This window comes from Pseudooceanicola atlanticus (assembly GCF_000768315.1).
Taxonomy (GTDB): Bacteria; Pseudomonadota; Alphaproteobacteria; order Rhodobacterales; family Rhodobacteraceae; genus Pseudooceanicola; species Pseudooceanicola atlanticus.
On record NZ_AQQX01000001.1, the window covers coordinates 90,679 to 111,806 of the forward strand.

20 protein-coding genes are annotated in these 21,128 nt (G+C 64.3%); 9 read left to right on the plus strand and 11 right to left on the minus strand.

Annotation, left to right across the window (positions count from 1 at the left end; translation table 11 throughout):
* The first annotated feature begins 75 nt into the window (after window positions 1–75).
* Window positions 76–498 (plus strand): MarR family winged helix-turn-helix transcriptional regulator, encoded by a 423-nt coding sequence (locus tag ATO9_RS00405; RefSeq protein ID WP_043743598.1) that lies wholly within the window; start codon window positions 76–78, stop codon window positions 496–498.
* A 12-nt stretch (window positions 499–510) separates the two neighbouring features.
* On the opposite strand, the gene ATO9_RS00410 is transcribed toward ATO9_RS00405, so the two are convergent.
* Together ATO9_RS00410 and ATO9_RS24145 are read right to left on the minus strand one after the other, a co-directional pair.
* On the minus strand, window positions 511–1,119 hold the full coding sequence (locus ATO9_RS00410; protein ID WP_043743599.1) for an alpha-ketoglutarate-dependent dioxygenase AlkB family protein: 609 nt from the start codon (window positions 1,117–1,119) through the stop codon (window positions 511–513).
* A complete protein-coding gene (locus ATO9_RS24145; RefSeq protein ID WP_156127728.1) occupies window positions 1,112–1,276 on the minus strand; it encodes a hypothetical protein in 165 nt (54 codons plus the stop codon). Before ATO9_RS24145 ends, ATO9_RS00410 begins: the two co-directional genes overlap by 8 nt.
* Window positions 1,277–1,531: 255 nt before the next feature.
* Between ATO9_RS24145 and dnaK the strand changes: the two genes are divergently transcribed.
* From dnaK to radC, 3 genes are all read left to right on the plus strand, one after another.
* Window positions 1,532–3,439 (plus strand): molecular chaperone DnaK, encoded by a 1,908-nt coding sequence (gene dnaK / locus ATO9_RS00415; RefSeq protein ID WP_043743602.1) that lies wholly within the window; start codon window positions 1,532–1,534, stop codon window positions 3,437–3,439.
* Between the two features lie 79 nt (window positions 3,440–3,518).
* Complete coding sequence (gene dnaJ, locus ATO9_RS00420; protein WP_043743605.1) at window positions 3,519–4,667, plus strand: molecular chaperone DnaJ; 1,149 nt, start codon at window positions 3,519–3,521, stop codon at window positions 4,665–4,667.
* Window positions 4,668–4,950: 283 nt separating this feature from the next.
* Complete coding sequence (gene radC / locus ATO9_RS00425; RefSeq protein WP_420329701.1) at window positions 4,951–5,733, plus strand: RadC family protein; 783 nt, start codon at window positions 4,951–4,953, stop codon at window positions 5,731–5,733.
* Between the two features lie 97 nt (window positions 5,734–5,830).
* On the opposite strand, the gene ATO9_RS00430 is transcribed toward radC, so the two are convergent.
* Window positions 5,831–7,330, minus strand: a complete 1,500-nt coding sequence (locus tag ATO9_RS00430) for a malonate--CoA ligase (RefSeq protein ID WP_043743611.1) — start codon at window positions 7,328–7,330, stop codon at window positions 5,831–5,833.
* 128 nt (window positions 7,331–7,458) lie between these two features.
* Between ATO9_RS00430 and ATO9_RS00435 the strand changes: the two genes are divergently transcribed.
* Complete coding sequence (locus ATO9_RS00435; protein ID WP_043743613.1) at window positions 7,459–8,382, plus strand: DMT family transporter; 924 nt, start codon at window positions 7,459–7,461, stop codon at window positions 8,380–8,382.
* 9 nt (window positions 8,383–8,391) lie between these two features.
* On the opposite strand, the gene ATO9_RS00440 is transcribed toward ATO9_RS00435, so the two are convergent.
* The 5 genes from ATO9_RS00440 to ATO9_RS00460 form a co-directional block, all read right to left on the minus strand.
* A complete protein-coding gene (locus ATO9_RS00440) occupies window positions 8,392–9,723 on the minus strand; it encodes an NAD(P)/FAD-dependent oxidoreductase (protein ID WP_043743617.1) in 1,332 nt (443 codons plus the stop codon).
* Entirely contained in the window at window positions 9,720–10,535 is an 816-nt protein-coding gene (locus ATO9_RS00445; RefSeq protein WP_043743619.1) for an ABC transporter permease, read from the minus strand. Before ATO9_RS00445 ends, ATO9_RS00440 begins: the two co-directional genes overlap by 4 nt.
* Complete coding sequence (locus tag ATO9_RS00450) at window positions 10,532–11,422, minus strand: ABC transporter permease subunit (RefSeq protein ID WP_043743623.1); 891 nt, start codon at window positions 11,420–11,422, stop codon at window positions 10,532–10,534. Before ATO9_RS00450 ends, ATO9_RS00445 begins: the two co-directional genes overlap by 4 nt.
* A gap of 85 nt (window positions 11,423–11,507) precedes the next feature.
* Entirely contained in the window at window positions 11,508–12,629 is a 1,122-nt protein-coding gene (locus tag ATO9_RS00455; RefSeq protein WP_043743627.1) for an ABC transporter ATP-binding protein, read from the minus strand.
* A 75-nt stretch (window positions 12,630–12,704) separates the two neighbouring features.
* On the minus strand, window positions 12,705–13,793 hold the full coding sequence (locus ATO9_RS00460) for a polyamine ABC transporter substrate-binding protein (RefSeq protein ID WP_043743631.1): 1,089 nt from the start codon (window positions 13,791–13,793) through the stop codon (window positions 12,705–12,707).
* Between the two features lie 135 nt (window positions 13,794–13,928).
* Here ATO9_RS00460 and ATO9_RS00465 point away from each other — a divergent pair, with 135 nt between their 5' ends.
* Complete coding sequence (locus tag ATO9_RS00465; protein WP_043743633.1) at window positions 13,929–15,323, plus strand: aspartate aminotransferase family protein; 1,395 nt, start codon at window positions 13,929–13,931, stop codon at window positions 15,321–15,323.
* Window positions 15,324–15,455: 132 nt separating this feature from the next.
* Here the strand turns inward: ATO9_RS00465 and ATO9_RS00470 are convergent, their stop codons facing one another.
* From ATO9_RS00470 to ATO9_RS00480, 3 genes are read right to left on the minus strand one after another with little or no spacing between them, the layout of a single operon-like run.
* Complete coding sequence (locus ATO9_RS00470) at window positions 15,456–16,103, minus strand: GntR family transcriptional regulator (RefSeq protein ID WP_043743635.1); 648 nt, start codon at window positions 16,101–16,103, stop codon at window positions 15,456–15,458.
* A gap of 7 nt (window positions 16,104–16,110) precedes the next feature.
* Window positions 16,111–17,271 carry an acetylornithine deacetylase gene (argE, locus tag ATO9_RS00475; protein ID WP_043743638.1) on the minus strand — a complete coding sequence of 387 codons (1,161 nt, stop codon included), beginning with the start codon at window positions 17,269–17,271 and terminating at the stop codon, window positions 16,111–16,113.
* Window positions 17,268–18,452, minus strand: a complete 1,185-nt coding sequence (locus ATO9_RS00480; protein ID WP_043745371.1) for a M24 family metallopeptidase — start codon at window positions 18,450–18,452, stop codon at window positions 17,268–17,270. Before ATO9_RS00480 ends, argE begins: the two co-directional genes overlap by 4 nt.
* Window positions 18,453–18,632: 180 nt before the next feature.
* Between ATO9_RS00480 and eutB the strand changes: the two genes are divergently transcribed.
* The 3 genes from eutB to ATO9_RS00495 are packed head-to-tail and all read left to right on the plus strand — an operon-like array spanning window position 18,633 to window position 21,095.
* Window positions 18,633–19,625: a hydroxyectoine utilization dehydratase EutB gene (gene eutB / locus ATO9_RS00485; protein ID WP_043743641.1), complete on the plus strand. Its 993-nt coding sequence runs from the start codon at window positions 18,633–18,635 to the stop codon at window positions 19,623–19,625.
* On the plus strand, window positions 19,615–20,604 hold the full coding sequence (locus ATO9_RS00490) for a cyclodeaminase (RefSeq protein ID WP_043743645.1): 990 nt from the start codon (window positions 19,615–19,617) through the stop codon (window positions 20,602–20,604). The genes eutB and ATO9_RS00490 overlap by 11 nt, the downstream gene beginning before the upstream one ends.
* Window positions 20,601–21,095, plus strand: coding sequence for an Lrp/AsnC family transcriptional regulator (locus ATO9_RS00495; protein WP_043743647.1), 495 nt, complete (start codon window positions 20,601–20,603; stop codon window positions 21,093–21,095). Before ATO9_RS00490 ends, ATO9_RS00495 begins: the two co-directional genes overlap by 4 nt.
* Window positions 21,096–21,128 lie beyond the last annotated feature (33 nt).

The window sequence follows — 21,128 nt, forward strand, 5'->3', positions numbered from 1 at the left end:
GGTTACAAGCCCACATTGCAATTGAAATTATTTTCCAAGTCAAATATTTTACACATATTCGAGTATGGATCGGTCATGACTGCACGACAAAAGCACTTTGAGCAGCATCTCTCCTACGTTCTGGCGGCCGCGCATCGTTCGGTCAGCCAGTCCCTGACGGAGCGGCTGAAGAAACACGGCATCAAGATCGAGGCCTGGCGCGTCATGGAATGTCTTGATGCGGGCGACCGCCTGACCATGGGCGAACTGGCCAAGCGCGCGCTGGTCAACCCGCCGGCCCTGTCGAAACTGGTGGACCGGATGGTCCTGGACGGGCTGGTGCACCGCAAGGTCGCGGACGAGGATCACCGCCAGGTCAACCTGCTGCTCACCTCGCTGGGCCGGATGCGGATGCTGCAAATCCGCGAAGAGGTCGACGACCAGGACGAAACGCTCAGCGATATCCTGGACAGCGACTCGCTCGACCTGCTGCGCGACGCCCTTGCCAAGCTCTGCTAGGGGCGGGGCCGCCTAGTCCACGACACGGCAAGTCAGGTTGATCCGCCCGCCCTTGGGCAGCAGCCGGGACGAACCGAAGCGGATGCGATCCACCCCGTGATGCAGCAGCCGCGCCGGGCCGCCCATCACCACCACGTCGCCGCTTTCCAGCCAGATCGATTCGGTCTTGCCGCCGCGGTCTTCGTTGCCGATGCGGAACATGCCGTCATCGCCCAGTGATACCGACAGGACCGGCCAGGTGAAGTCGGCCTCGTCCCGGTCCTGGTGCATTCCCATCCGCGCGCCTTCGCCGTAATAGTTGATGAGGCAGCAATCCGGCTCCCGCTCCAGCCCGGTCACATCGCGCCAGATCGCCAGCACCTTTTCGGGGATGGGCGGCCATGGCATGCCGTCGGGATGGCGCGGTTCATAGCGATAGCCGCGCCCGTCGGAATACCAGCCATACTTGCCCGCGCTGGTCATCCGCACCGACATCTTCTTGCCGAAGCGCGTGGTGGGGGAAAACAGCGGGGCCACTTTCAGAACGCCGCGCAGGGCCCCGATCAGGGCGGTCTGCGCCGGCCCATCCAGGTAGCCCTTGTAGATATCGAAATCGCGCAGCCTCAGCGTCGCGTCAGTCATGGGTTCGTCCGATCTTGGGCATCAGGTCTTCGATCCCGATATCACGCATGCCCGGCTTGTCGAAGACACCCTGCAAGGACAGCGTGGCAAATCCGTGGATCAGCGACCGGATCCGGCGTCCTCCACCACGGACGTGGCTGCCGCTGACGCCACGCAAGCCGCAGCACCCCAGAAAACACGGGACCTCCGCAGGGCCGCGCATTTCCCGGGCATTGTATGTTGTGTCGCGGTGCCAAGCCTAGATTTTTAGCGTTTGCGTACCATCAGGCCGCTTGCAGCCCTTTTCCCGCCTACCTATATACCCCGAGAAGCGCGGCGGACAGGATCCTGACCGCCGCCTGAGAGGCGGTGGCGGATGCCGTAATCGGGTCCGTCTCCGGAACTTTCGCCTTAAGTAGAAGGGATTGAAAATATGTCCAAAGTGATCGGTATCGACCTTGGCACCACCAACTCCTGCGTCGCCATCATGGATGGTTCGCAGCCCAAGGTCATCGAAAACTCCGAAGGCGCGCGCACGACCCCGTCGATCGTGGCCTTCACCGACGAGGAACGCCTTGTCGGCCAGTCTGCCAAGCGGCAGGCCGTGACCAACTCCACCAACACCATCTTCGGCGTCAAGCGCCTGATCGGTCGCCGCTCGGACGACAGCGATCTGGCCAAGGACAAGAAGAACCTGCCGTTCAACGTGATCGACGGCGGCAACGGTGATGCGTGGGTTGAAGCCAAGGGCGAGAAATACTCGCCGTCGCAAATCTCCGCCTTCATCCTCGGCAAGATGAAGGAAACCGCCGAATCCTACCTCGGCGAAGAAGTGACCCAAGCGGTCATCACCGTTCCGGCCTACTTCAACGACGCCCAGCGTCAGGCCACCAAGGATGCCGGCAAGATCGCCGGTCTGGAAGTGCTGCGGATCATCAACGAACCGACGGCTGCCGCGCTGGCCTACGGTCTCGACAAGGAAACCAGCCAGACGATCGCGGTCTATGACCTCGGCGGCGGTACCTTCGACGTGACCATCCTGGAAATCGACGACGGCCTCTTCGAAGTGAAATCCACCAACGGCGACACGTTCCTCGGCGGTGAAGACTTCGACATGCGGATCGTCAACTACCTGGCCGACGAGTTCAAAAAGGAACACAATGTCGACCTGACCCAGGACAAGATGGCCCTTCAGCGCCTGAAGGAAGCCGCCGAGAAGGCCAAGATCGAACTGTCGAGCTCCTCGCAGACCGAGATCAACCAGCCGTTCATCTCCATGGGCTCCAACGGCCAGCCGCTGCACATGGTCATGAAACTGACCCGTGCCAAGCTGGAAAGCCTGGTCGGCGACCTGATCAAATCCTCGATGAAGCCCTGCCAGGCCGCCCTGAAAGACGCGGGCCTGACCACCGGCGACATCGACGAGGTCGTCCTGGTCGGCGGTATGACCCGCATGCCCAAGGTAATCGAAGAGGTGACCAAGTTCTTCGGGAAAGAGCCCCACAAGGGCGTGAACCCGGACGAGGTCGTGGCTCTCGGCGCCGCCATTCAGGCCGGTGTTCTGCAGGGTGACGTGAAGGACGTCGTTCTTCTCGACGTGACCCCGCTGTCGCTGGGTATCGAGACGCTGGGTGGTGTCTTCACCCGCCTGATCGACCGCAACACGACGATCCCGACCAAGAAATCCCAGGTCTTTTCGACCGCCGAGGACAACCAGAACGCCGTGACCATCCGGGTCTTCCAGGGTGAACGCGAGATGGCAGCCGACAACAAGATGCTCGGCCAGTTCAACCTCGAGGACATCCCGCCGGCGCCGCGCGGCATGCCGCAGATCGAAGTGACCTTCGACATCGACGCCAACGGCATCGTGTCTGTTTCGGCCAAGGACAAGGGCACGAACAAGGAACAGAAGATCACGATCCAGGCCTCCGGTGGTCTCTCGGACGAGGACATCGAGAACATGGTCAAGGAAGCCGAGGCCAATGCCGAGGCCGACAAGGAGCGTCGCGAACTGGTCGAAGCCAAGAACCAGGCCGAAAGCCTCATCCACTCGACCGAGAAGTCGATGGAAGAGCATTCGGACAAGGTCGACCCCTCCACCATCGAGGCGATAGAACTGGCCATTGCCGCGCTCAAGGACGAGCTTGAGAACGACAATGCCGAAAAGATCAAATCCGGCATCCAGAACGTGACCGAAGCGGCCATGAAACTGGGCGAGGCGATCTACAAGGCCAGCCAGGATGAGGGCGACGATGAACCCGCCCCCGCCGATGGGCCCTCGGATGACGACGATATCGTCGACGCCGATTTCGAGGATCTGGATGACAACAAGCGTGCGTAACGCCGCGCGCTGGAACCTCTGGGGCCGGTCCACCTTCGGGCGGGCCGGCCCTAACCGTTCCTAGGGGGAGACCACCCATATGGCAAAACGTGACTATTACGAGGTTCTGGGCCTGTCCAAGGGCGCCAGTGCCGACGAAATCAAGAAGGCCTATCGCAAGAAGGCCAAGGAACTGCACCCCGACCGCAATTCGGACAACCCCGATGCCGAGGAGCAGTTCAAGGAAGCGAACGAAGCTTACGACGTCCTGAAAGACGCCGATCGCAAGGCCGCCTATGACCGTTTCGGTCATGCCGCCTTCGAAGGTGGCATGGGCGGCGGTGGCGGCGGGCCCCGGCCCGGCGGGCACCAGGGCGACTTCGCCTCGGCCTTCTCGGACGTGTTCGACGACCTGTTCGGCGACATGATGGGCGGCCGCGGTGGCGGCGGACGGCGGCGCGCGACCCGCGGCTCCGACCTGCGCTACAACCTGCGTGTCACCCTGGAAGAGGCCTATAACGGGCTGCAGAAGACCATCCAGGTGCCCACGGCCGTGCAATGCGACGAATGCGAAGGCTCAGGCGCCGAAGGCGGTGCCGAACCGGCCACCTGTCCGACATGTTCGGGCATGGGCAAGGTCCGCGCGCAGCAGGGCTTCTTCACCGTCGAACGCACCTGTCCGACCTGTTCGGGTGCGGGCCAGATCGTCAAGAACCCCTGCAAGGGCTGCGGCGGGCAGGGGCGTGTCGAACGCGACCGGTCTCTGTCGGTGAACATCCCCGCCGGTGTCGAAACCGGCACTCGTATCCGCCTCGGCGGTGAGGGGGAGGCCGGGATGCGCGGCGGTCCTGCCGGCGATCTCTACATCTTCATCGAGGTCGAGCCGCACAAGATCTTCGAACGCGACGCCTCCAACCTCTATTGCCGCGTTCCCGTCTCGATGACGGCCGCGGCCATGGGGGGCGATATCGAGGTGCCGACGATCGACGGCGGCCGGTCCCGCGTGAAAATCCCCGCCGGGTCCCAGTCCGGTCGCCAGATGCGTCTGCGCGGCAAGGGCATGCCCGCCCTGCGCGGCGGCGGTTCGGGCGATATGTTCATCGAACTGGCCGTGGAAACCCCGGTGAACCTCACCTCCCGCCAGAAGGAACTGCTGCGGGAATTCGAGGCGCTGTCCGAGGAAAACAACCCCGAGAGCAAGGATTTCTTCAAATCCGTCAAGGGGTTCTGGGATAGCATGAAGGGGTGATCCGACGAGCCTGCCCCTGAGGGCAGGCCAAACGTCCAGCGGATGTTTTCGTCTGGTTACGGACCGCGCCCCGGGGCTGCGTCCGGTCAACAAGACCAAGCCAAGATCAGGAGGGCTGGACCATGTGGTCCAGCCCTTTTTCATGTCAAAATCCAGAACTGCGGGTCCGTTTTCGAACCCCAGTGTCCTGACGCAGGTGCGCCCAAAACGCACCGACGCAATACCGACAGGATACCGACGCAATACCGACGTGCCGTTCGGCGCGGTTCACGCTTCCTTAACCATGGCGCCCGACACTCCGGTCATGCGCCGCCGCCCCTCCTTCGACGAAGCTCCCTTGCCGCTCTTCACTCCGGACGAAGCGCCGGAAACCCCTTTGCCGGCCGGTCGCCTTCCCTCCTATATCCGCGATCACCGTGCCCGTCTCAGGGCGCGGTTCATGGCGGGTGGCGCCGATGCCATGCCGGATTACGAGCTTTTGGAAATGGTCCTGTTTCGCGCCAATGCCCGGGCCGACATGAAACCGCTCGCGCGTGAACTGCTGAATGAATTCAATGACTTCAACGGCGTCCTCACGGCCCCCGAAGCGCGTCTCCGCGCCGTCCGGGGCGTCGGCGACGCGGTCATCTGCGAGCTCAAGCTGATCGAGGCTGCCGCGCAACGCCTCGCCCGGTCAAAGGTGCTGAACCGCCCGGTTCTCAGCTCCTGGGAGGCGTTGCTGGATTACTGCCACACCGCCATGTCGCATCGCGACAGCGAACAATTCCGCATCCTGTTCCTCGACCGCAAGAACACCCTGATCGCCGACGAATTACAGGCCCGCGGCACCGTCGACCACGTCCCCGTCTACCCCCGCGAGGTCGTCAAACGCGCCCTGGAACTGAACGCCAGTGCCTTGATATTGATACATAATCATCCGTCGGGGGACCCGTCCCCGTCGCAGGCCGATATCGACATGACGCAGCAGATCGCCGATGTCGCGGGACTTCTGGGCCTCGTCATCCACGACCATATCATTGTCGGAAAATCCCGCGAATACAGCTTCCGCTCCGACGGTCTTCTCTGACCTGCTCTTTCATCTGGCCGATAAATATCCCGGGGTAGCCGTCAAGGCGCAGCCTTGGCGGCAAGGGGCAGAGCCCCTTTCCGACCACGCAGACTGATCAGCCGGTGAACTGCTTGGAATATTGGTCGCGCAGCGCCTTTTTCTGGACCTTGCCCATCGTGTTCCGGGGCAATTCGTCCAGGAAAATCAGCTCTTTGGGTTGCTTGAACTTGGCCAGCCCCTCGGCCAGCGCGGCGCGGATCGGTTCCGGATCGGGCGTGCCCTCGGCCACGATCACGGCCAGCACACCCTCGCCGAAATCCGGATGCGGCACGCCGATCACGGCGCTTTCCACCACGCCGGGCAGGTCGTCGATCAGGCTCTCGATCTCCTTGGGGTAGATGTTGAACCCGCCTGAAATGATCAGGTCCTTGTCGCGCCCGACGATGGTGACATAGCCCTCGGCGTCCTGCATGGCGAGGTCCCCGGTGATGAACCAGCCATCCTCCTTCAGCTCTTCTGCCGTCTTTTCAGGCATTTGCCAGTAACCCTGGAAGACATTGGGCCCGCGCACCTCGATCACCCCGATCTCGCCCTGGGGGACTTCCTTGCCCTCGGCCATGATCCGCAGCTCCACCCCCGGCAGGGGGAAGCCGACGGTGCCCATCCGCCGTTCCCCGTCATAGGGGTTGGAGGTGGACATGTTCGTCTCGGTCATGCCGTAGCGTTCCAGCACTTGATGGCCCGTCCGGTCGAGCCATTTTTCATGGGTGTCCACCAGCATCGGCGCGGATCCCGAGATGAAGAGCCGCATGTTCGCCGCCCGATCCCGGTCCAGCCGTGGATCGTCCAGAAGCCTTGTGTAGAAGGTCGGAACGCCCATCATCGACGTGGCCCCTGGCATCGCGTCCAGGATCGCGTCGGGGTCGAATTTCGGCAGGAACACGGTGGAGGCGCCGGAGAACAGCGCGACGTTCGTCGCCACGAAAAGACCGTGGGTATGGAAGATCGGCAGCGCGTGGATCAGCACGTCATCGCGCGTGAACCGCCAGTATTCGCGCAACGTTTCCGAGTTGGAGGCGAGGTTGGCATGGCTCAGCATCGCCCCCTTGGACCGCCCCGTCGTGCCGGAGGTGTAGAGGATCGCGGCCAGATCGTCGGCCTCGCGCGGGACGGCTTCGAAGCCCCCTGTCGCGGGCAGCGCGTCGATAAGCGAGCCGGTGCCATCGGCCCCCAGCGTCAGGCAGGTGGCGGGGCTGAGCGGGGCGATCTCTGCCTCTCGCGCGGGACTGCAGATCACGATGCGGGGGGTGGCGTCCCCCAGGAAATAGCTCAGCTCTGCCGCGGTATAGGCGGTGTTCAGCGGCAGGAAGATGCCACCGGCCAGAACGGTACCGATATAAAGCTCGATCGCCTCGATGCTCTTGTCGACCTGGACGGCGACGCGGTCACCGGGGGTCAGGCCATGCGCGACGAGGGCAGAGGCGATGCGTTCGGCCCCTTCGAACAGCGCACCATAGCTGATCTCGGCCAGGTCGGGGCGCCGGGCGAACAGGTGATCCGGGGTCAGCACGGCATGGCGCGCCAGCAGGCTGCACAGGTGGTTGGCTTCGTACATCGCGGCCCCTCTCGCTTTCGGTCTGCGGCGGCATAAAGCGGTTCGTCACCGCAAAATGCAAGCCCGCCCTGACGATTGACTGTGCCCCGCGCTGCGGCCAGTGTCACGCCAATCCCGGGACAGATCAGATGCAGCCATTACGCGGAATTGCCCTCAAACTGATAGCGGTGATGTGTTTCATCGCCATGTCGTCGCTGGTCAAGGCGGCGTCGGACACCGTGCCACCGGGTGAGTCGGTCTTCTTCCGATCCTTCTTTGCCCTGCCGGTCATCATCGGATGGCTGGCGATGCGCGGCGATCTGGGCACCGGGCTGCGGGTGGCTAGCCCGATGGCGCATGTCTGGCGCGGCTTCATCGGCACCTGCGCCATGGGGTCGATGTTCGCGGGCCTGGCCTTTCTGCCGCTGCCCGATGTCACCGCGCTGAACTACGCGATGCCGCTGCTGACGGTGGTCTTTGCGGCGATGTTCCTGAACGAACGGGTCGGCGTGTTCCGCATCGGGGCGGTGATCCTGGGCCTGATCGGCGTGCTGATCGTTCTGGCGCCACGTGTCACGGCCTTCGGCGGCGACACGATCCGCACCATGGAGGCCGTGGGTGCGATCATTGTTCTGCTGGGCGCCACCTGCGGAGCGCTGGCGCAGATCTACATCCGCAAGATGGTGGCGACCGAACAGGTCTCGGCCATCGTGTTCTGGTTCACCTGCACGTCGATCGTGATGTCGCTGATGACGCTGCCCTTCGGCTGGGTCGTGCCGGAGTGGGACATCACGTTGATGCTGATCATCACCGGGTTGGTGGGGGGCACGGGGCAGATCTGCCTGACCTCGGCCTACCGCTATGCGGATGCGAGCCTCGTGGCGCCGTTCGACTATGCCTCGATGATTTTCGCGATCCTGATCGGCTATTTCATCTTCGACGAGGTTCCGACCGGCCAGATGCTGTTCGGCGCGGTGCTGATCATGCTGGCCGGCATCGCCATCATCCTGCGCGAACGCCACCTCGGCATCCAGCGCGACAAGGCGCGCCAGGCCAAGTTGCCGTACGGCTGATCCCGGGTCTCACGCGCTGCGTTCGGTCAGTCGTGCCCAGCTATATTCCGCGGCCAGCCATGCCTGGCGCAGCGGCCCCAGCGGGAAGCGCGGCGGCGGGGCGGCGAAGGCGGCGGGCAGGATCGACCGGGGCGTTTCCCCGCGTGACACATCGGCCAGCAACATGCCCAGGTAGCTGCCCATGGCCACGCCGTTGCCGTGGTAGCCGAAGGCGGAAAAGGCCCCTGGCAGGCCGGGGATCGCGCCGCAGAACGGGGTGAGAGAGGCCGTCAGGCACACCATCCCGGACCAATTGGACCGGGTTTCCACATGGGCCCAATGCGGGAAGGCGCGGGCGAAATCCCCGCGCACCCGTTCGGCGATTCGGGCATCGTTCGCGGCGCTGGCAATCAGCCCACCACGCTGACCGAAGACCATGCGATTGTCCGGCGTCAGGTGGAAGTAATGCAGCAGGCGGCGATCCTCGTAGGCCATCTGATGCGTCGTCCAGCCCTGCGCATCCAGCTCTTCTTGCGTGAGGGGGCGCGTCGCGATGACAGAGCTTTGGGCGGGCAGAGTGCGGGCGCGGATCCAGTCCGGCACGGTTTCCACGGAATAGCCGTTGGTCGCCAGGATCAGCCGGTCGGCGGTGATCGTCGCATCGGGCGTGGTCAGGACAAGCTTGCCGTTCTCCTGCGCTATCCGGGTCACCCGGCTTTGGCCATGCAGCTGCGCGCCCGCGGCCTGCGCGGCACGGGCCAGCCCGGCGGCGTATTTGCGCGGATGCAGGGAAAAGCCCAGCGGCACCGACAGCGCGCCGTGCCAGGTTCCGGCCATGCCATGGGCGGCCATGTCTTCCTTGGCGATGACCTGCGGTTCGCAATCGTAATCCTCGGCGAAGTTGCGGGCGAGGTCGGGCAGATGCGCGGCCATGGCGGGGGTGTGGGCGACGATGGCCTCACCATGCTGCTGCCGGTCGGCGTTGATGCCCAGACGGTCCAGCAGTGCGCCGACGTGGTCAATCGCTGCAACCTCGGCGCGGCGGACGTCCTTGGGATCGCCATGCTTTGCCAATTGCCGGTTGGTCGCGCGGGTACCGCCAAGGCAGCAGAACCCCCCATTGCGCCCCGAGGCACCGAAGCCCGGAAACTCGGCGTCCAGCAGCGTGACCTCGACCCCGGCTTCGGCCAGGTGAAGTGCGGCGTTCAGCCCGGTATAGCCGCCACCGATCACCGCGGTATGGGTACGGATCGCGCCCTTTGCGGGCGGAGCGGCAAGATCGGTGTCGGGCACGGCATCGGCCCAGTGGCAGGCCGCAATCGGCCCGTGGGAATAGGCGTAATCGCCATAAAGTCTGGTCATGTGCGTTCGGCGGCCCGCTCTTCTTTTGCCCGCTGGATTGCCGCCCTTTTAGACACCAGCGAGGCAGAGATCACCCCCACAGTGACCAGCCCGATCATGATCGTCGAGAGTGCGTTGATTTCGGGCGAGACGCCCAGGCGCACGGCCGAGAAGATCTTCATCGGCAGCGTGGTCGACGACGGCCCTGCGGCGAAGGAGGCGATCACCAGGTCATCCAGCGACAGGGTGAAGGCCAGCAGCCAGCCCGAGATCACGGCAGGCGCGATGATGGGCAGGGTGACAAGGCGGAACGTCTCCCACGGGGTGGCGCCGAGGTCGAGCGCGGCCTCTTCCACCGACTGGTCGAAGGCGACGAGACGGGAGGACACGACGACCGACACATAGCACATGGCAAAGGTCGTATGGGCCAGAACGATGGTCAGCACGCCCCGGTCGACGCCCACCCCGATGAAGAGCAGCAGCAGCGACAGGCCCAGGATCACGTCGGGCATCACCAACGGGGCGTAGATCATGCCGGAAAACAGCGTGCGTCCCGGGAAGCGGTGGATGCGCACCAGCACATAGGCCGCGCAGGTGCCCAGGATCGTCGCAAGGGTCGAGGTGATGACCGCGACCTGAAGGGTGACGAGGGCGGCGTCGAGGAAGGCCTGGTTGCGCATCAATTCGCCGTACCACTTGGTGGAGAACCCGGCCCAGACCGTCACCAGCTTGGATTCGTTGAACGAATAGACGACGAGGATGACCATCGGCAGGTAGAGGAAGGCAAAGCCCAGCGTCAGCGAGACGACGTTGAAGGTGGACAGGCGCTTCATGCCTCGGCCTCCGCCTGTTTCTGCTGGTTGCGCTGGAACAGCACGATCGGCACGACGAGGATCAGCAGCAGCACCACCGCCACCGCCGAGGCCACGGGCCAATCGCGATTGGAGAAGAATTCCTCGTACAGCACCTTGCCGATCATCAGCGTTTCCGATCCGCCCAGCAGCGAGGGGATCACGAATTCCCCGATGGCCGGGATGAAGACAAGGAAACAGCCCGCCACGACGCCGGCGCGCGACAGCGGAACCGTCACCAGCCAGAATGCCGAAAGGCGCGAACAGCCCAGATCCTCGGCCGCTTCCAGAAGCGACCCGTCGAGTTTTTCCAGCGCCGCGTAGACCGGCAGGATCATGAAGGGCAGGTATGTGTAGACGATCCCGATATAGACCGCCGTGTCGGTGTTGAGGATCGTCAGCGGTTCCGAGATCAGACCGATGGAGAGCAGCAGCGAGTTCAGCAACCCGCCCTGCGACAGGATCCCCATCCACGAATAGACGCGGATCAGGAAAGAGGTCCAGAAAGGCAGGATCACCAGCATCATCAGCGTGGGGCGCCAATGTTCGGGCGCGCGGGCCATGCCGTAGGCGATCGGGAAGCCGACAAGCAGCGTCAGGAAGGTCGAGATCAGCGCGATCTTGGCTGAAGACAGATAGGCCTTCCAGTACAGGTCATCGCTGGTCAGGAAGATGAAATTTTCGAAATCGAGTTCGGCGAAGAAGTCCCTGATGCCCTGCCAGCCGGCGGACCAATCCCATTGCGGGAAATAGGGCGGACGGGCCAGGGCCACGTCGGACAGCGAGATCTTCACCACGATCACGAAGGGGATCAGGAAGAGCGCAAGCAGCCATAGATAGGGGATGGCGATGACGATCAGGCGGCGCATGGGGCCTCCTGCATCCGGCTGGACCGATTGGTCTGGTCAGGCTGCTGTCCTACGGTTTGGCGCGATATGATCCGGTCCCCTGCCATCACTGGTTCAGCACCACGGCGGCGGTTTCGGACCAGGAGATCCAGACCTTGTCTTCCCAGGTGAAGGGGCGGCGCGCGATGCGGCGGGTGTTGGCCTGCTGGGCCTTGATGACATGCCCGGTGGGCAGCTTCACGTGATAGGTCGAGATGTTGCCGAGATAGGCGATATCCAGAACCTCGCCCTGCAGCACATTGGCCCCGGTGGGCCGTTCGGCCGAGATCGCCACCTTTTCGGGCCGGATCGCCAGGTAACAGGTCTGGCCGAGGGAATAATCGTCGGTGGTCTTGGCGGACAGGGCCGGCTGCCCCTCGGCCCAGTCGACCTGGAGCCGGTCGCCGGTCTGGTGCGCCTTGCCCTCGATGATATTCACGTCGCCTATGAAATCGGCCACGTAGACGGAACTGGGCGCTTCGTAGATGCGGTCTGGGGTGGCGACCTGCATCAGCTTGCCCTCGTCCATCACTGCCACGCGGGAGGCGACGGTCATCGCCTCTTCCTGGTCGTGGGTGACGATCACGAAGGTCGTGCCGGTCTTTTCCTGGATGTCCATCAGCTCGAACTGGGTTTCTTCGCGCAGCTTCCTGTCCAGCGCGCCAAGCGGTTCGTCGAGCAGCAGAAGCTTGGGCGCTTTGGCGAGGCTGCGCGCCAGCGCCACCCGCTGCCGCTGCCCGCCGGAGATCTGGTGCGGCTTGCGACGGGCGAATTTTTCCAGCCGGGTGAGTTTCAGCATCTCGGACACGCGGGTTTCGATCGTGCCCTTGTCCTTCTTTTCGCGCTTGAGGCCGAAGGCGATGTTTTCCCAGACAGACAGGTGCGGGAAGAGCGCGTAGCTCTGGAACATCATGTTCACGGCGCGCTGGTTCGGGGGCACGGGGGCGATGTCCTGCCCGGCCAGTTCGATCACGCCCTCGGTCGGCGTTTCGAAGCCCGCAAGCATCCGCATCAACGTGGTCTTGCCGCAGCCGGACGGTCCCAGAAGCGCGAAGAATTCTTTTGCGTAGATGTCGAGGTTGATCTGGTCGATGGCGGTGAAGTCACCGAACCTCTTGGTCACGTCCCGAAACCGGATCAGCGGTTTCTCGTCCTGGTCTTCCCAGGGGGCGAATACTTTCTGTGGCATGTGACCTCGGAAAATGGGGGTGGTCCGCGCGATCAGCCGCGCGGACCTGTCTTCTCGTACCGGATCAAGACCGGATCAGGTGCCGGACTTGACCTTGGTCCACAGGCGGGTCAGGGACCGCTGCTCTTTCGGGCCGAACGGCGTCACGGTGTAGAGGTTTTCCAGCGTCGCCTCATCGGGGTAGATCGCCGGGTCGCCGATCACGTCCTCGACCAGGAATTCCTGCGAAGCCTTGTTGCCGTTGGCGTAGTAGACGTAGTTCGACGCCGCCGCCATGTTTTCCGGATCCATGATGAAGTTCAGGAACTTGTGGGCCGCATCCGGGTTCGGTGCGTCGACCGGGATCGCCATCTGGTCGAACCACATCAGGGCGCCTTCGGAGGGCGCGTTGTAGACGACCTCGACCCCGTTGTCGGCTTCGGCCGCGCGGTCACGGGCCTGCAGGATGTCCCCGGACCAGCCGAAGGCCACGCAGATATCGCCGTTGGCCAGCGCGTTGATGTATTCCGAGGAATGGAACTTCTGGATGTAGGGGCGCACGGCGGTCAGGACCTCTTCGGCCGCGGCGAGTGCTTCGTCGGACTTGTCGTCCGGGCCACCTTCCCAGCCGGCATAGGTCAGCGCGGCGGGGATCATCTCGGTCGGGGCGTCCAGCATGTGGATGCCGCAATCGGCCAGCTTCTCGGCATTGGCGGGATCGAAGATCAGCGCCAGCGATCCGATCGGGGCATCTTCGCCCAGGGCTTCGGTCACGAGGCCGACATTGGCGCCGATTCCGGTGGTGCCCCACATGTAGTTGATCGAATATTCCCCACCCGGATCATAGGTGTTCGTGCGGTCCTGGATGACGTCCCACATGTTTTCGCGGTTCGGCAGCTTGGAATTGTCCAGCGGCTGGAACGCGCCGGCCATGATCTGGCGCTGCAGGAAGGTCCCGGTGGGCACCACGACGTCGTAGCCCGAGCCGCCGGCCAGCATCTTGGTCTCCAGCAACTCGTTGGAATCGAAGACGTCGTAGACCAGCTCGATGCCGGTTTCTTCTTCGAACTTGGTCAACAATTCTTCGTCGATATAGTCGGACCAGTTGTAGACATGGACCTCCTCGGCGACGGCAGCGGAGCCGAAGGCCAGGGCGGCGGTGAGTGTGATGAGTGTCTTGGTCATATTTTGCTCCCTGTGGACGCCGGTCAGGTAGCGTCCATCGGCAGCGATCCAAGCAACAATTTCGCGACGTTGCAATATGGCGTTTTCCGTTTGCCGGGCGTAGCGTCGCGCCAAATGCGAATTCGGGAGAAATCTATGCAACAGATCACCAACCATCTGCCGACGGCCGAGTTGCAGGCACTGGACGCCGCGCACCACATGCATCCCTTCTCGACCCAGTCGGAGCTTGCCGCCAAGGGCGCGCGGGTGATCACGGGCGCGAGCGGCGTCACCCTGCGCGACAGCGAGGGGGTGGAGATCCTGGATGCCATGGCGGGCCTGTGGTGCGTGAACGTCGGCTATGGCCGCGAAGAACTGGCCGAGGCCGCGGCGCGCCAGATGCGCGAACTGCCCTATTACAATACCTTCTTCATGACGACCCATGTGCCCGCCATCGCGCTTTCGGCGCGGCTGGCCGAACTGGCGCCGGGTCACCTGAACCACGTGTTCTATGCCGGGTCCGGGTCCGAGGCGAATGACACCAACCTGCGCATGGTGCGGACCTACTGGGCCGAGATGGGCAAGCCGTCCAAGCAGATCGTGATCTCGCGCTGGAACGCCTATCACGGGTCCTCGGTCGGATCAGGGTCGCTGGGCGGGATGAAGGGGATGCATGCCCAGGGTGGCATGCCGATCCCCGGCATCGAACATATCGACCAGCCAAACTGGTGGGCCGAGGGCGGCGACATGTCCCCCGAGGAGTTCGGCCTGGAACGCGCCCGCCAGCTGGAGAAGAAGATCGACGAACTGGGCGAGGACAATGTCGCGGCCTTCATCGCGGAACCCGTGCAGGGCGCCGGCGGCGTGATCGTCGCGCCGGACACCTACTGGCCCGAGGTCATGCGCATCTGCCGCGAACGCGATATCCTGTTCATCGCGGACGAGGTGATCTGCGGCTTTGGCCGGACGGGGCAATGGTTCGGGTCGCAGACGCTGGACCTGGCCCCCGATATCATGACCATCGCGAAGGGCCTGTCCTCGGGCTACCAGCCGATCGGCGGGTCGATCGTGTCGGACAAGGTGGCCGAGGTGATCGGCGCGACCGAGTTCAATCACGGCTATACCTATTCCGGCCACCCCGTGGCCTGTGCCGTGGCGCTGGAAAACCTGCGCATCCTGGATGAAGAGGGCATCGTGACCCGCGTCCGCGAAGACACCGGCCCCTACCTGAAGGAAAAGTTCGAAGGGTTGATGGATCACCCGATGGTCGGCGAGGCGAAGATCGTGGGCATGATGGGCTCCATCGCGCTGACCCCGGACAAGGCGGCGCGCGCGCGCTTTGCCTCGGATGCGGGGACGGTCGGTTACATGGTGCGGGAGCGTTGTTTCGCGAACAACCTGATCATGCGCCACGTGGGCGATCGGATGATCATCTCGCCGCCGCTGGTGATCTCGAAATCCGAGATCGACACGCTGATCGAGCGGGCCTGGCAATCGCTGGATGAGGGCATGGCTGCGGTCAAGGATGCGGGTCTTTGGACGGCCGGCTGACCGACCTTTCGCCTGCGGCGGGCGGGGCAGGGGGGCGCTGCCCCCCGTCAGCCGGGGGCTGACTCCCCCCGGGATATTTATCGGCCAGATGAAAGAGGGGCGCGGCGCGAGGCTGCGCCCTTTTGCCTTGCGTCAGCCGGGCAGGTCACCGGAGAGCAGCCGCTTGCGGCACATGGAAATGTGCACGCGGCGGATCAGGGCGGCGGCCCGGGTGTCGCCGATCATCAGTGCGCGGCGGGTTTCGTGCATCTCCTGCAGGAAGATGTCGATTTCCTCGCCCAGGTCGAGCCGTTCGAGGCGGTGCAGCCAGATGCGTGCGGTACGGATATAGAGCCGTTCGGAGGTTTCGCGCAGCGCGTCATTGCCGGTCAGAGAAAGGCCGAACAGGAAGTAATCGAGGTTGAGCCGCGCGAAATCGCGGGGATCGCGGCCCTGGCGCAGTGTGTCGCCCCGGGCGATCAATGCGTCGAGGGTCGCCAGCGCTTTGGCCGAGACGGGCACGGGGGCGAGGATGCCGGCGAGTTCCGCGAGTTCCTCCCGCAGGGCGTAGGTGGCGTCCATTTCCGGCAGGTCGATATCGGTGACGATGGTGCCGACACCGTGGAGAGAACGCACGAGGCCTTCGTCCTCGAGCCGGGCGAGCGCGCGGCGCAGGGGGGTGCGGGAGGTGCCGAATTCCTGCGCGAGGTCGGTTTCCGACAAGCGCGTCCCCGGCGCATAATCCAGCAGGCAGATCCGCTGTCGCAGCACCTGGTGCAGATTGGCGCGCCTGTCGGACATGGTGCGGTCAGGCCGCCACTTGATCCGTCAGACCGTGCAGCATCTTGAGGCATTGCTCCAGCTGGTCGAGGGCGATGAATTCATCCGGTTTGTGGGCCTGGGCGATGCTGCCGGGGCCGCAGATCACGGCGGACATGCCGATCTGCTGGAAGAGCCCGGCCTCGGTCCCGAAAGAGACGAGATCGGTGCCGTTCGCCCCGGTCAGTTCGGCGACCAGGTCGCGCGCGGCGTTATGTTCCATCGGTTCGAGGCCCGCGACCTCGCCGATCACCTGGGTGATCACGTCGGCATCGGGGTGGACCCGGCGCATTTCGGGCAGAAGCTCGCGGGTGACGAAGGCCTCGATCTCTTCACGGACGAAGCGGTGATCGGCCTCCTGCACGGGGCGCATTTCCCAGTCGACCTCGGCCAGGCCGGGGATGACGTTGTGGACATGTCCGCCGGTGAGGCGGCCGATATTGATCGTGGTCCAGGGCGGTTCGAATTCCGATCCCGGCGGTGCGCGATGGCGCAGGTGTTCGCGCAGCTCCAGCAGGCGGGCAGTGTAGCGCACGGCATACTCCACCGCGTTGACGCCCAGTTCCGGGCGCGACCCGTGCCCTTCGAGCCCGGTGAACCGGGCCGTGTATTCGCAGCAGCCCTTATGGCCCTCGATGATGCGCATCATCGTCGGTTCACCGATGACGGCGAGGCCCGGTTTCGTGTCGCGATCACGCAGGATGTCGCTGAGGTTGCGCGCGCCGAGGCAGCCGACCTCTTCGTCATGGGTGAAGGCAAAGTGCACCGGGCGGCGCAGTTGCTTGCCTGCAAGATGCGGGGCCATCGCCACCGCGGCGGCGATGAAGCCCTTCATGTCGCAGGTGCCGCGCCCGAAGAGGTGGCCGTCGCGTTCGACCATCCGGTAGGGGTCGCTGGTCCAGTCCTGGTCTTCGACCGGAACGACGTCCGTATGGCCCGACAGCATGATGCCGCCGGGTTCATCGGGGCCGATCCGGGCCAGCAGGTTGGCCTTGGACCCGGTTTCGTCGGCGAGGATTTCGACCTCGGCGCCCAGGTCGTGCAGGCGGTTGGCCAGCAGCGCGATCAGTTCGAGATTGCTGTCGGCCGATACGGTCGGATAGGCGATCAACTCTCCCAGCAGGTCCTTGGTGGTGTCGAGATCGCTCATGATTTCACGAACATTTCCCGGGGGCGGTCGCAGAAGCATTCCGCCGGCCCGTCTTCGGTGATGCGAATGGATTCGGTGATTTCCAGCCCCCAATTGGCCATCCAGAGGCCTGGCATGAAGTGGAAGGTCATGTTGGGTTCGAGGATCGTCTCGTCCTCGGACCGCAGCGAAATGGTGCGCTCGCCCCAATCGGGGGGGTAGGACAGACCGACCGGGTAGCCGCAGCGCGCGCCCCGGGTGATGCCCGCGGCCTCAAGCGGGGCGGCCAGCGCGTTGGCCACATCGCAGGCCCGGTTGCCGGCGCGGGCCATTTCCAGCCCGGCTTCCAGCCCCTCGACCAGCGCGGCTTCGGCATGTTTGAACAGCTCGGGTGGCTCACCAAGGAACACGGTCCGGCAGAAGGGCACGTGGTAGCGGCGATAGCAGCCCGCGATTTCAAAGAAGGTCGCCTCGCCCTCGGCAAAGGGGCGGCCATCCCAGGTCAGGTGCGGTGCGGCGGCATCGGTGCCCGAGGGCAGCAGCGGCACGATGGCGGCGTAATCGCCCCAGGCATCGTCCACGCCGCGCACGGCGTCGCGCATGATCTCGGCCACGACGTGGTTCTTCGGCACGCCGGGTTCGACACGCTCCAGCCAGCCATCGACGATCTTTTCGGAAATGCGGGCCGCCTTGCGCATGAAATCCAGCTCTTCGGCGGATTTCACGGTGCGGCACCAGTTCACGATGCCGGTGCCGTCCATGATCTTGGCGTCGGGCAGTTCATGGGTCAGGACCGCGTGGGCGCGGGCGGTGTAATAGTAGTTCTCCATCTCCACGCCGATGCGGGAGGAGCCGACGCCCATGGCGTTCAGCTGGGCGGCCAGTTCCTCCATCGGGTGGCGTTCGGTGGATTGCACGTAATGGTCCGCGTAGCCGTAGCAGCGGCTGTCCTCCATCCAGACGGTGCGCAGCGCGCCGTTGCGGTCCTGCGACCGGCCCCACCAGAACGGTTCGGCATCGAGGAAGACGACAACCCCCTGGTGCACGTAAAAGGACCAGCCATCATAGCCGGTCAGCCAGGCCATGTTGGAGGGATCGGTGACGCACAGCACCTCGATCCCCGCCGCTTCCATGGCGGTGCGGGTCTTGGTCAGGCGGCGTTCGTATTCCTCGGCCGAGAAGGGAATCGTCTTGGTGATCATCGGGGCCTCCAGCCTGTTGGTTTTCCTCCCCTTGGCATGGTTGTGCACAACCATGCCGCTCCAAAAACGAACATCGCAGGTCGTTTTCAGCAAATACAAGGGATAGAGGCTAACGCAGTGTTGACGCGGTGCGGATTCGCGCTGTGTTGTGCACAACTGTTCATCATTTCAGGGAAAAACATGCAACCGAGCGTGACCATGAACGACGTCGAGGCCGCCGCGCAGCGCCTGCGCGGGCGGGCAGATTCGACGCCCCTGGTCCCGTCCTTGTGGGCCGGGGCCGATCTGTGGCTGAAGCTGGAGATCTGCCAGCCGATCGGTGCCTTCAAGCTGCGCGGCGCCCTGAATGCGGTCGAAGCGGTGGAGGCCGATGGCGTCGTCTGCTGTTCCACGGGCAATCACGGGCGCGGCGTGGCCTGGGCAGCGCGGGCGGCGGGCAAGCGGGCGGTGATCTGCATGTCGTCGCTGGTGCCGCAGGCCAAGGTCGACGGCATTCGCGCCCTGGGGGCCGATGTGCGGATCATCGGTCGGTCCCAGGATGACGCGCAGGCAGAGGCCGAGCGGCTGGTCGAGGCGGAAGGCCTGGCCGAGATTTCCCCGTTCGATGATCCGCTGGTGATCGCCGGGCAGGCAACCATCGGGGCAGAGATCATGGCGAAAAAGCCCGAAACAGAGACTGTTCTGGTGCCGCTCTCCGGTGGCGGGCTGGCGGCGGGCACCGGCCTTTCGGTCAAGGCAGCCAACCCGAAGGCGAGGGTGATCGGCGTGTCGATGGATCGCGGTGCGGCCATGGCGGAAAGCCTGCGGGCCGGTCGCCCCGTCGCGGTGGAAGAGGTGCCGAGCCTTGCGGACAGCCTGGGCGGCGGTATCGGAATGCAGAACAGACTGTCTTTTCCCATGTGCCGGGATTTTCTGGACGAGGTCGTCCACGTCAGCGAAGAAGAAGTCTACGCCGCCATGCAGGAGCTGTTCTACACGGACCGCCTTGTGGCAGAGGGCGCCTCGGTTGTCGGGCTGGCCGCGCTGATGACCGGGAAGGTTGACGCAAAGGGGCCGGTTGCGACTATCGTCACCGGACGCAATATGGACATGGACCAGTTCACCCGGGTCATCACCGGCCGGGACGTGACGCTGGGGGACGTGACGATCAAGGGGAGGCCACATGCCGCATGACATCCGCGTGGTGACGGAAACCGAATTGCGCGGGGTGCTGGGCCTCGACCGGGCGCTGGTCGACGTGGTCGAACAAGCTTTTGCGGCCTTGGCGGGCGAAGGCGTCGTGATGCCGCCGATCCTGTCCATGGCGCTGCATGCGGCGAACGGAGAGGTCGATGTGAAGACGGCCTATCTGCCGGGCTTTGACGGCTTTGCGATCAAGGTGTCGCCGGGTTTCTTCGACAATCCGCAATTGGGCCTGCCATCGCTGAACGGTTTGATGATCCTCTTTTCGGCCAAGACGGGTCTGGTGCAGGCACTGTTCCTGGACAACGGCTACCTGACCGACCTTCGCACCGCTGCTGCGGGCGCGGTCGCCGCGCGCCACCTTGCGCCCGAGGAAATCGCGACCGCAGGCGTCATCGGCACCGGCGTGCAGGCGCGGCTGCAGATGCAGGCGGCGCATCTGGAACGGCCCTTCGAACGGCTGCTGGTCTGGGGCCGCGATCCGCAAAAGGCCGCGCGCTGTGCCGCAGACCTGGCCGAAACGCTGGGCGTCACCGTCGAAACGGTTTCCGACATTGGTGCATTGGTGGCGCAGAGCCAGCTGGTCGTGACCACCACGCCGTCGCGCGAACCGCTGATCACCCACGACATGCTGCATCCCGGTCTGCACATCACCGCCATGGGGTCGGACCAGGAAGGCAAATGCGAAATCTCGCCCAGGGTTCTGGCCCAGGCGGATGTCTATGTCGCCGACCGGCTGACCCAGACCGGCCTGATGGGCGAACTGGCCGCGGCTAAGAAAGCCGGCCTTTCGCCTTATTCAGAGACTGAAATTGGCCAGATCATCGACGGCTCTGCCGAAGGGCGCATCGACAATCGGCAGGTGACGATCTGCGATCTGACGGGGACCGGGGCGCAGGATACCGCCATCGCCTCGCATGTCTCGGCGTTGCTGAACGGTACCGCCACCGGCACGGTGATCACCGCATGAACGGGCTCCGCCTCGATGCGCGGGACGTGGAGATCCTCCGCGTGCTGGAAACCGAGGGGCGCATCACCAAGGCGGAGCTTGCCAGTCGCATCAACCTGTCACCCTCACCCTGCTGGGACCGGCTGCAACGGCTGGAAAAGGCGGGGATCATCGAAGGCTACGGCGCGCGGATTTCGCTGAAGGCGCTGGCGCCGCACGTGGTGATCTTTGTCGCGGCAGAGCTTGAGACCCACAAGACGGACCAGTTCACCACGTTCGAAACGGCGGTGCAGGACATCCCCGAGGTCACGGCCTGCTGGGCCCTGGGTGGCGGGTTCGATTACCTGTTGCAGGTGGTGACCCGCGATATCGATGCCTATCAGCGGCTGATCGACGGCATGCTGGCCTCTGATATCGGGATGGCGCGCTACTACACCTACATCGTCACGAAACCGGTGAAGTCGCCGTCGCCGCTGCCTTACGACGCGCTGGAGTTGCCGCAGAAGGATTGACGGTTTCAAGGGCCGAGGGGCAGAGGATTCCTC

Coding starts and splice junctions, on each gene's coding strand:
- ATO9_RS00495 (WP_043743647.1), top strand. CDS start 20,601: ATGAACGGGCTCCGCCTCGATGCGCGGGACGTGGAGATCCTCCGCGTG.
- ATO9_RS00430 (WP_043743611.1), bottom strand. CDS start 7,330: ATGTACGAAGCCAACCACCTGTGCAGCCTGCTGGCGCGCCATGCCGTG.
- argE (WP_043743638.1), bottom strand. CDS start 17,271: ATGAGCGATCTCGACACCACCAAGGACCTGCTGGGAGAGTTGATCGCC.
- ATO9_RS00470 (WP_043743635.1), bottom strand. CDS start 16,103: ATGTCCGACAGGCGCGCCAATCTGCACCAGGTGCTGCGACAGCGGATC.
- ATO9_RS00490 (WP_043743645.1), top strand. CDS start 19,615: ATGCCGCATGACATCCGCGTGGTGACGGAAACCGAATTGCGCGGGGTG.
- dnaJ (WP_043743605.1), top strand. CDS start 3,519: ATGGCAAAACGTGACTATTACGAGGTTCTGGGCCTGTCCAAGGGCGCC.
- ATO9_RS00455 (WP_043743627.1), bottom strand. CDS start 12,629: ATGCCACAGAAAGTATTCGCCCCCTGGGAAGACCAGGACGAGAAACCG.
- ATO9_RS00445 (WP_043743619.1), bottom strand. CDS start 10,535: ATGAAGCGCCTGTCCACCTTCAACGTCGTCTCGCTGACGCTGGGCTTT.
- dnaK (WP_043743602.1), top strand. CDS start 1,532: ATGTCCAAAGTGATCGGTATCGACCTTGGCACCACCAACTCCTGCGTC.
- ATO9_RS00440 (WP_043743617.1), bottom strand. CDS start 9,723: ATGACCAGACTTTATGGCGATTACGCCTATTCCCACGGGCCGATTGCG.
- ATO9_RS00465 (WP_043743633.1), top strand. CDS start 13,929: ATGCAACAGATCACCAACCATCTGCCGACGGCCGAGTTGCAGGCACTG.
- ATO9_RS00460 (WP_043743631.1), bottom strand. CDS start 13,793: ATGACCAAGACACTCATCACACTCACCGCCGCCCTGGCCTTCGGCTCC.
- ATO9_RS00410 (WP_043743599.1), bottom strand. CDS start 1,119: ATGACTGACGCGACGCTGAGGCTGCGCGATTTCGATATCTACAAGGGC.
- eutB (WP_043743641.1), top strand. CDS start 18,633: ATGCAACCGAGCGTGACCATGAACGACGTCGAGGCCGCCGCGCAGCGC.
- ATO9_RS00480 (WP_043745371.1), bottom strand. CDS start 18,452: ATGATCACCAAGACGATTCCCTTCTCGGCCGAGGAATACGAACGCCGC.
- ATO9_RS00450 (WP_043743623.1), bottom strand. CDS start 11,422: ATGCGCCGCCTGATCGTCATCGCCATCCCCTATCTATGGCTGCTTGCG.
- ATO9_RS00405 (WP_043743598.1), top strand. CDS start 76: ATGACTGCACGACAAAAGCACTTTGAGCAGCATCTCTCCTACGTTCTG.
- radC (WP_420329701.1), top strand. CDS start 4,951: ATGGCGCCCGACACTCCGGTCATGCGCCGCCGCCCCTCCTTCGACGAA.
- ATO9_RS00435 (WP_043743613.1), top strand. CDS start 7,459: ATGCAGCCATTACGCGGAATTGCCCTCAAACTGATAGCGGTGATGTGT.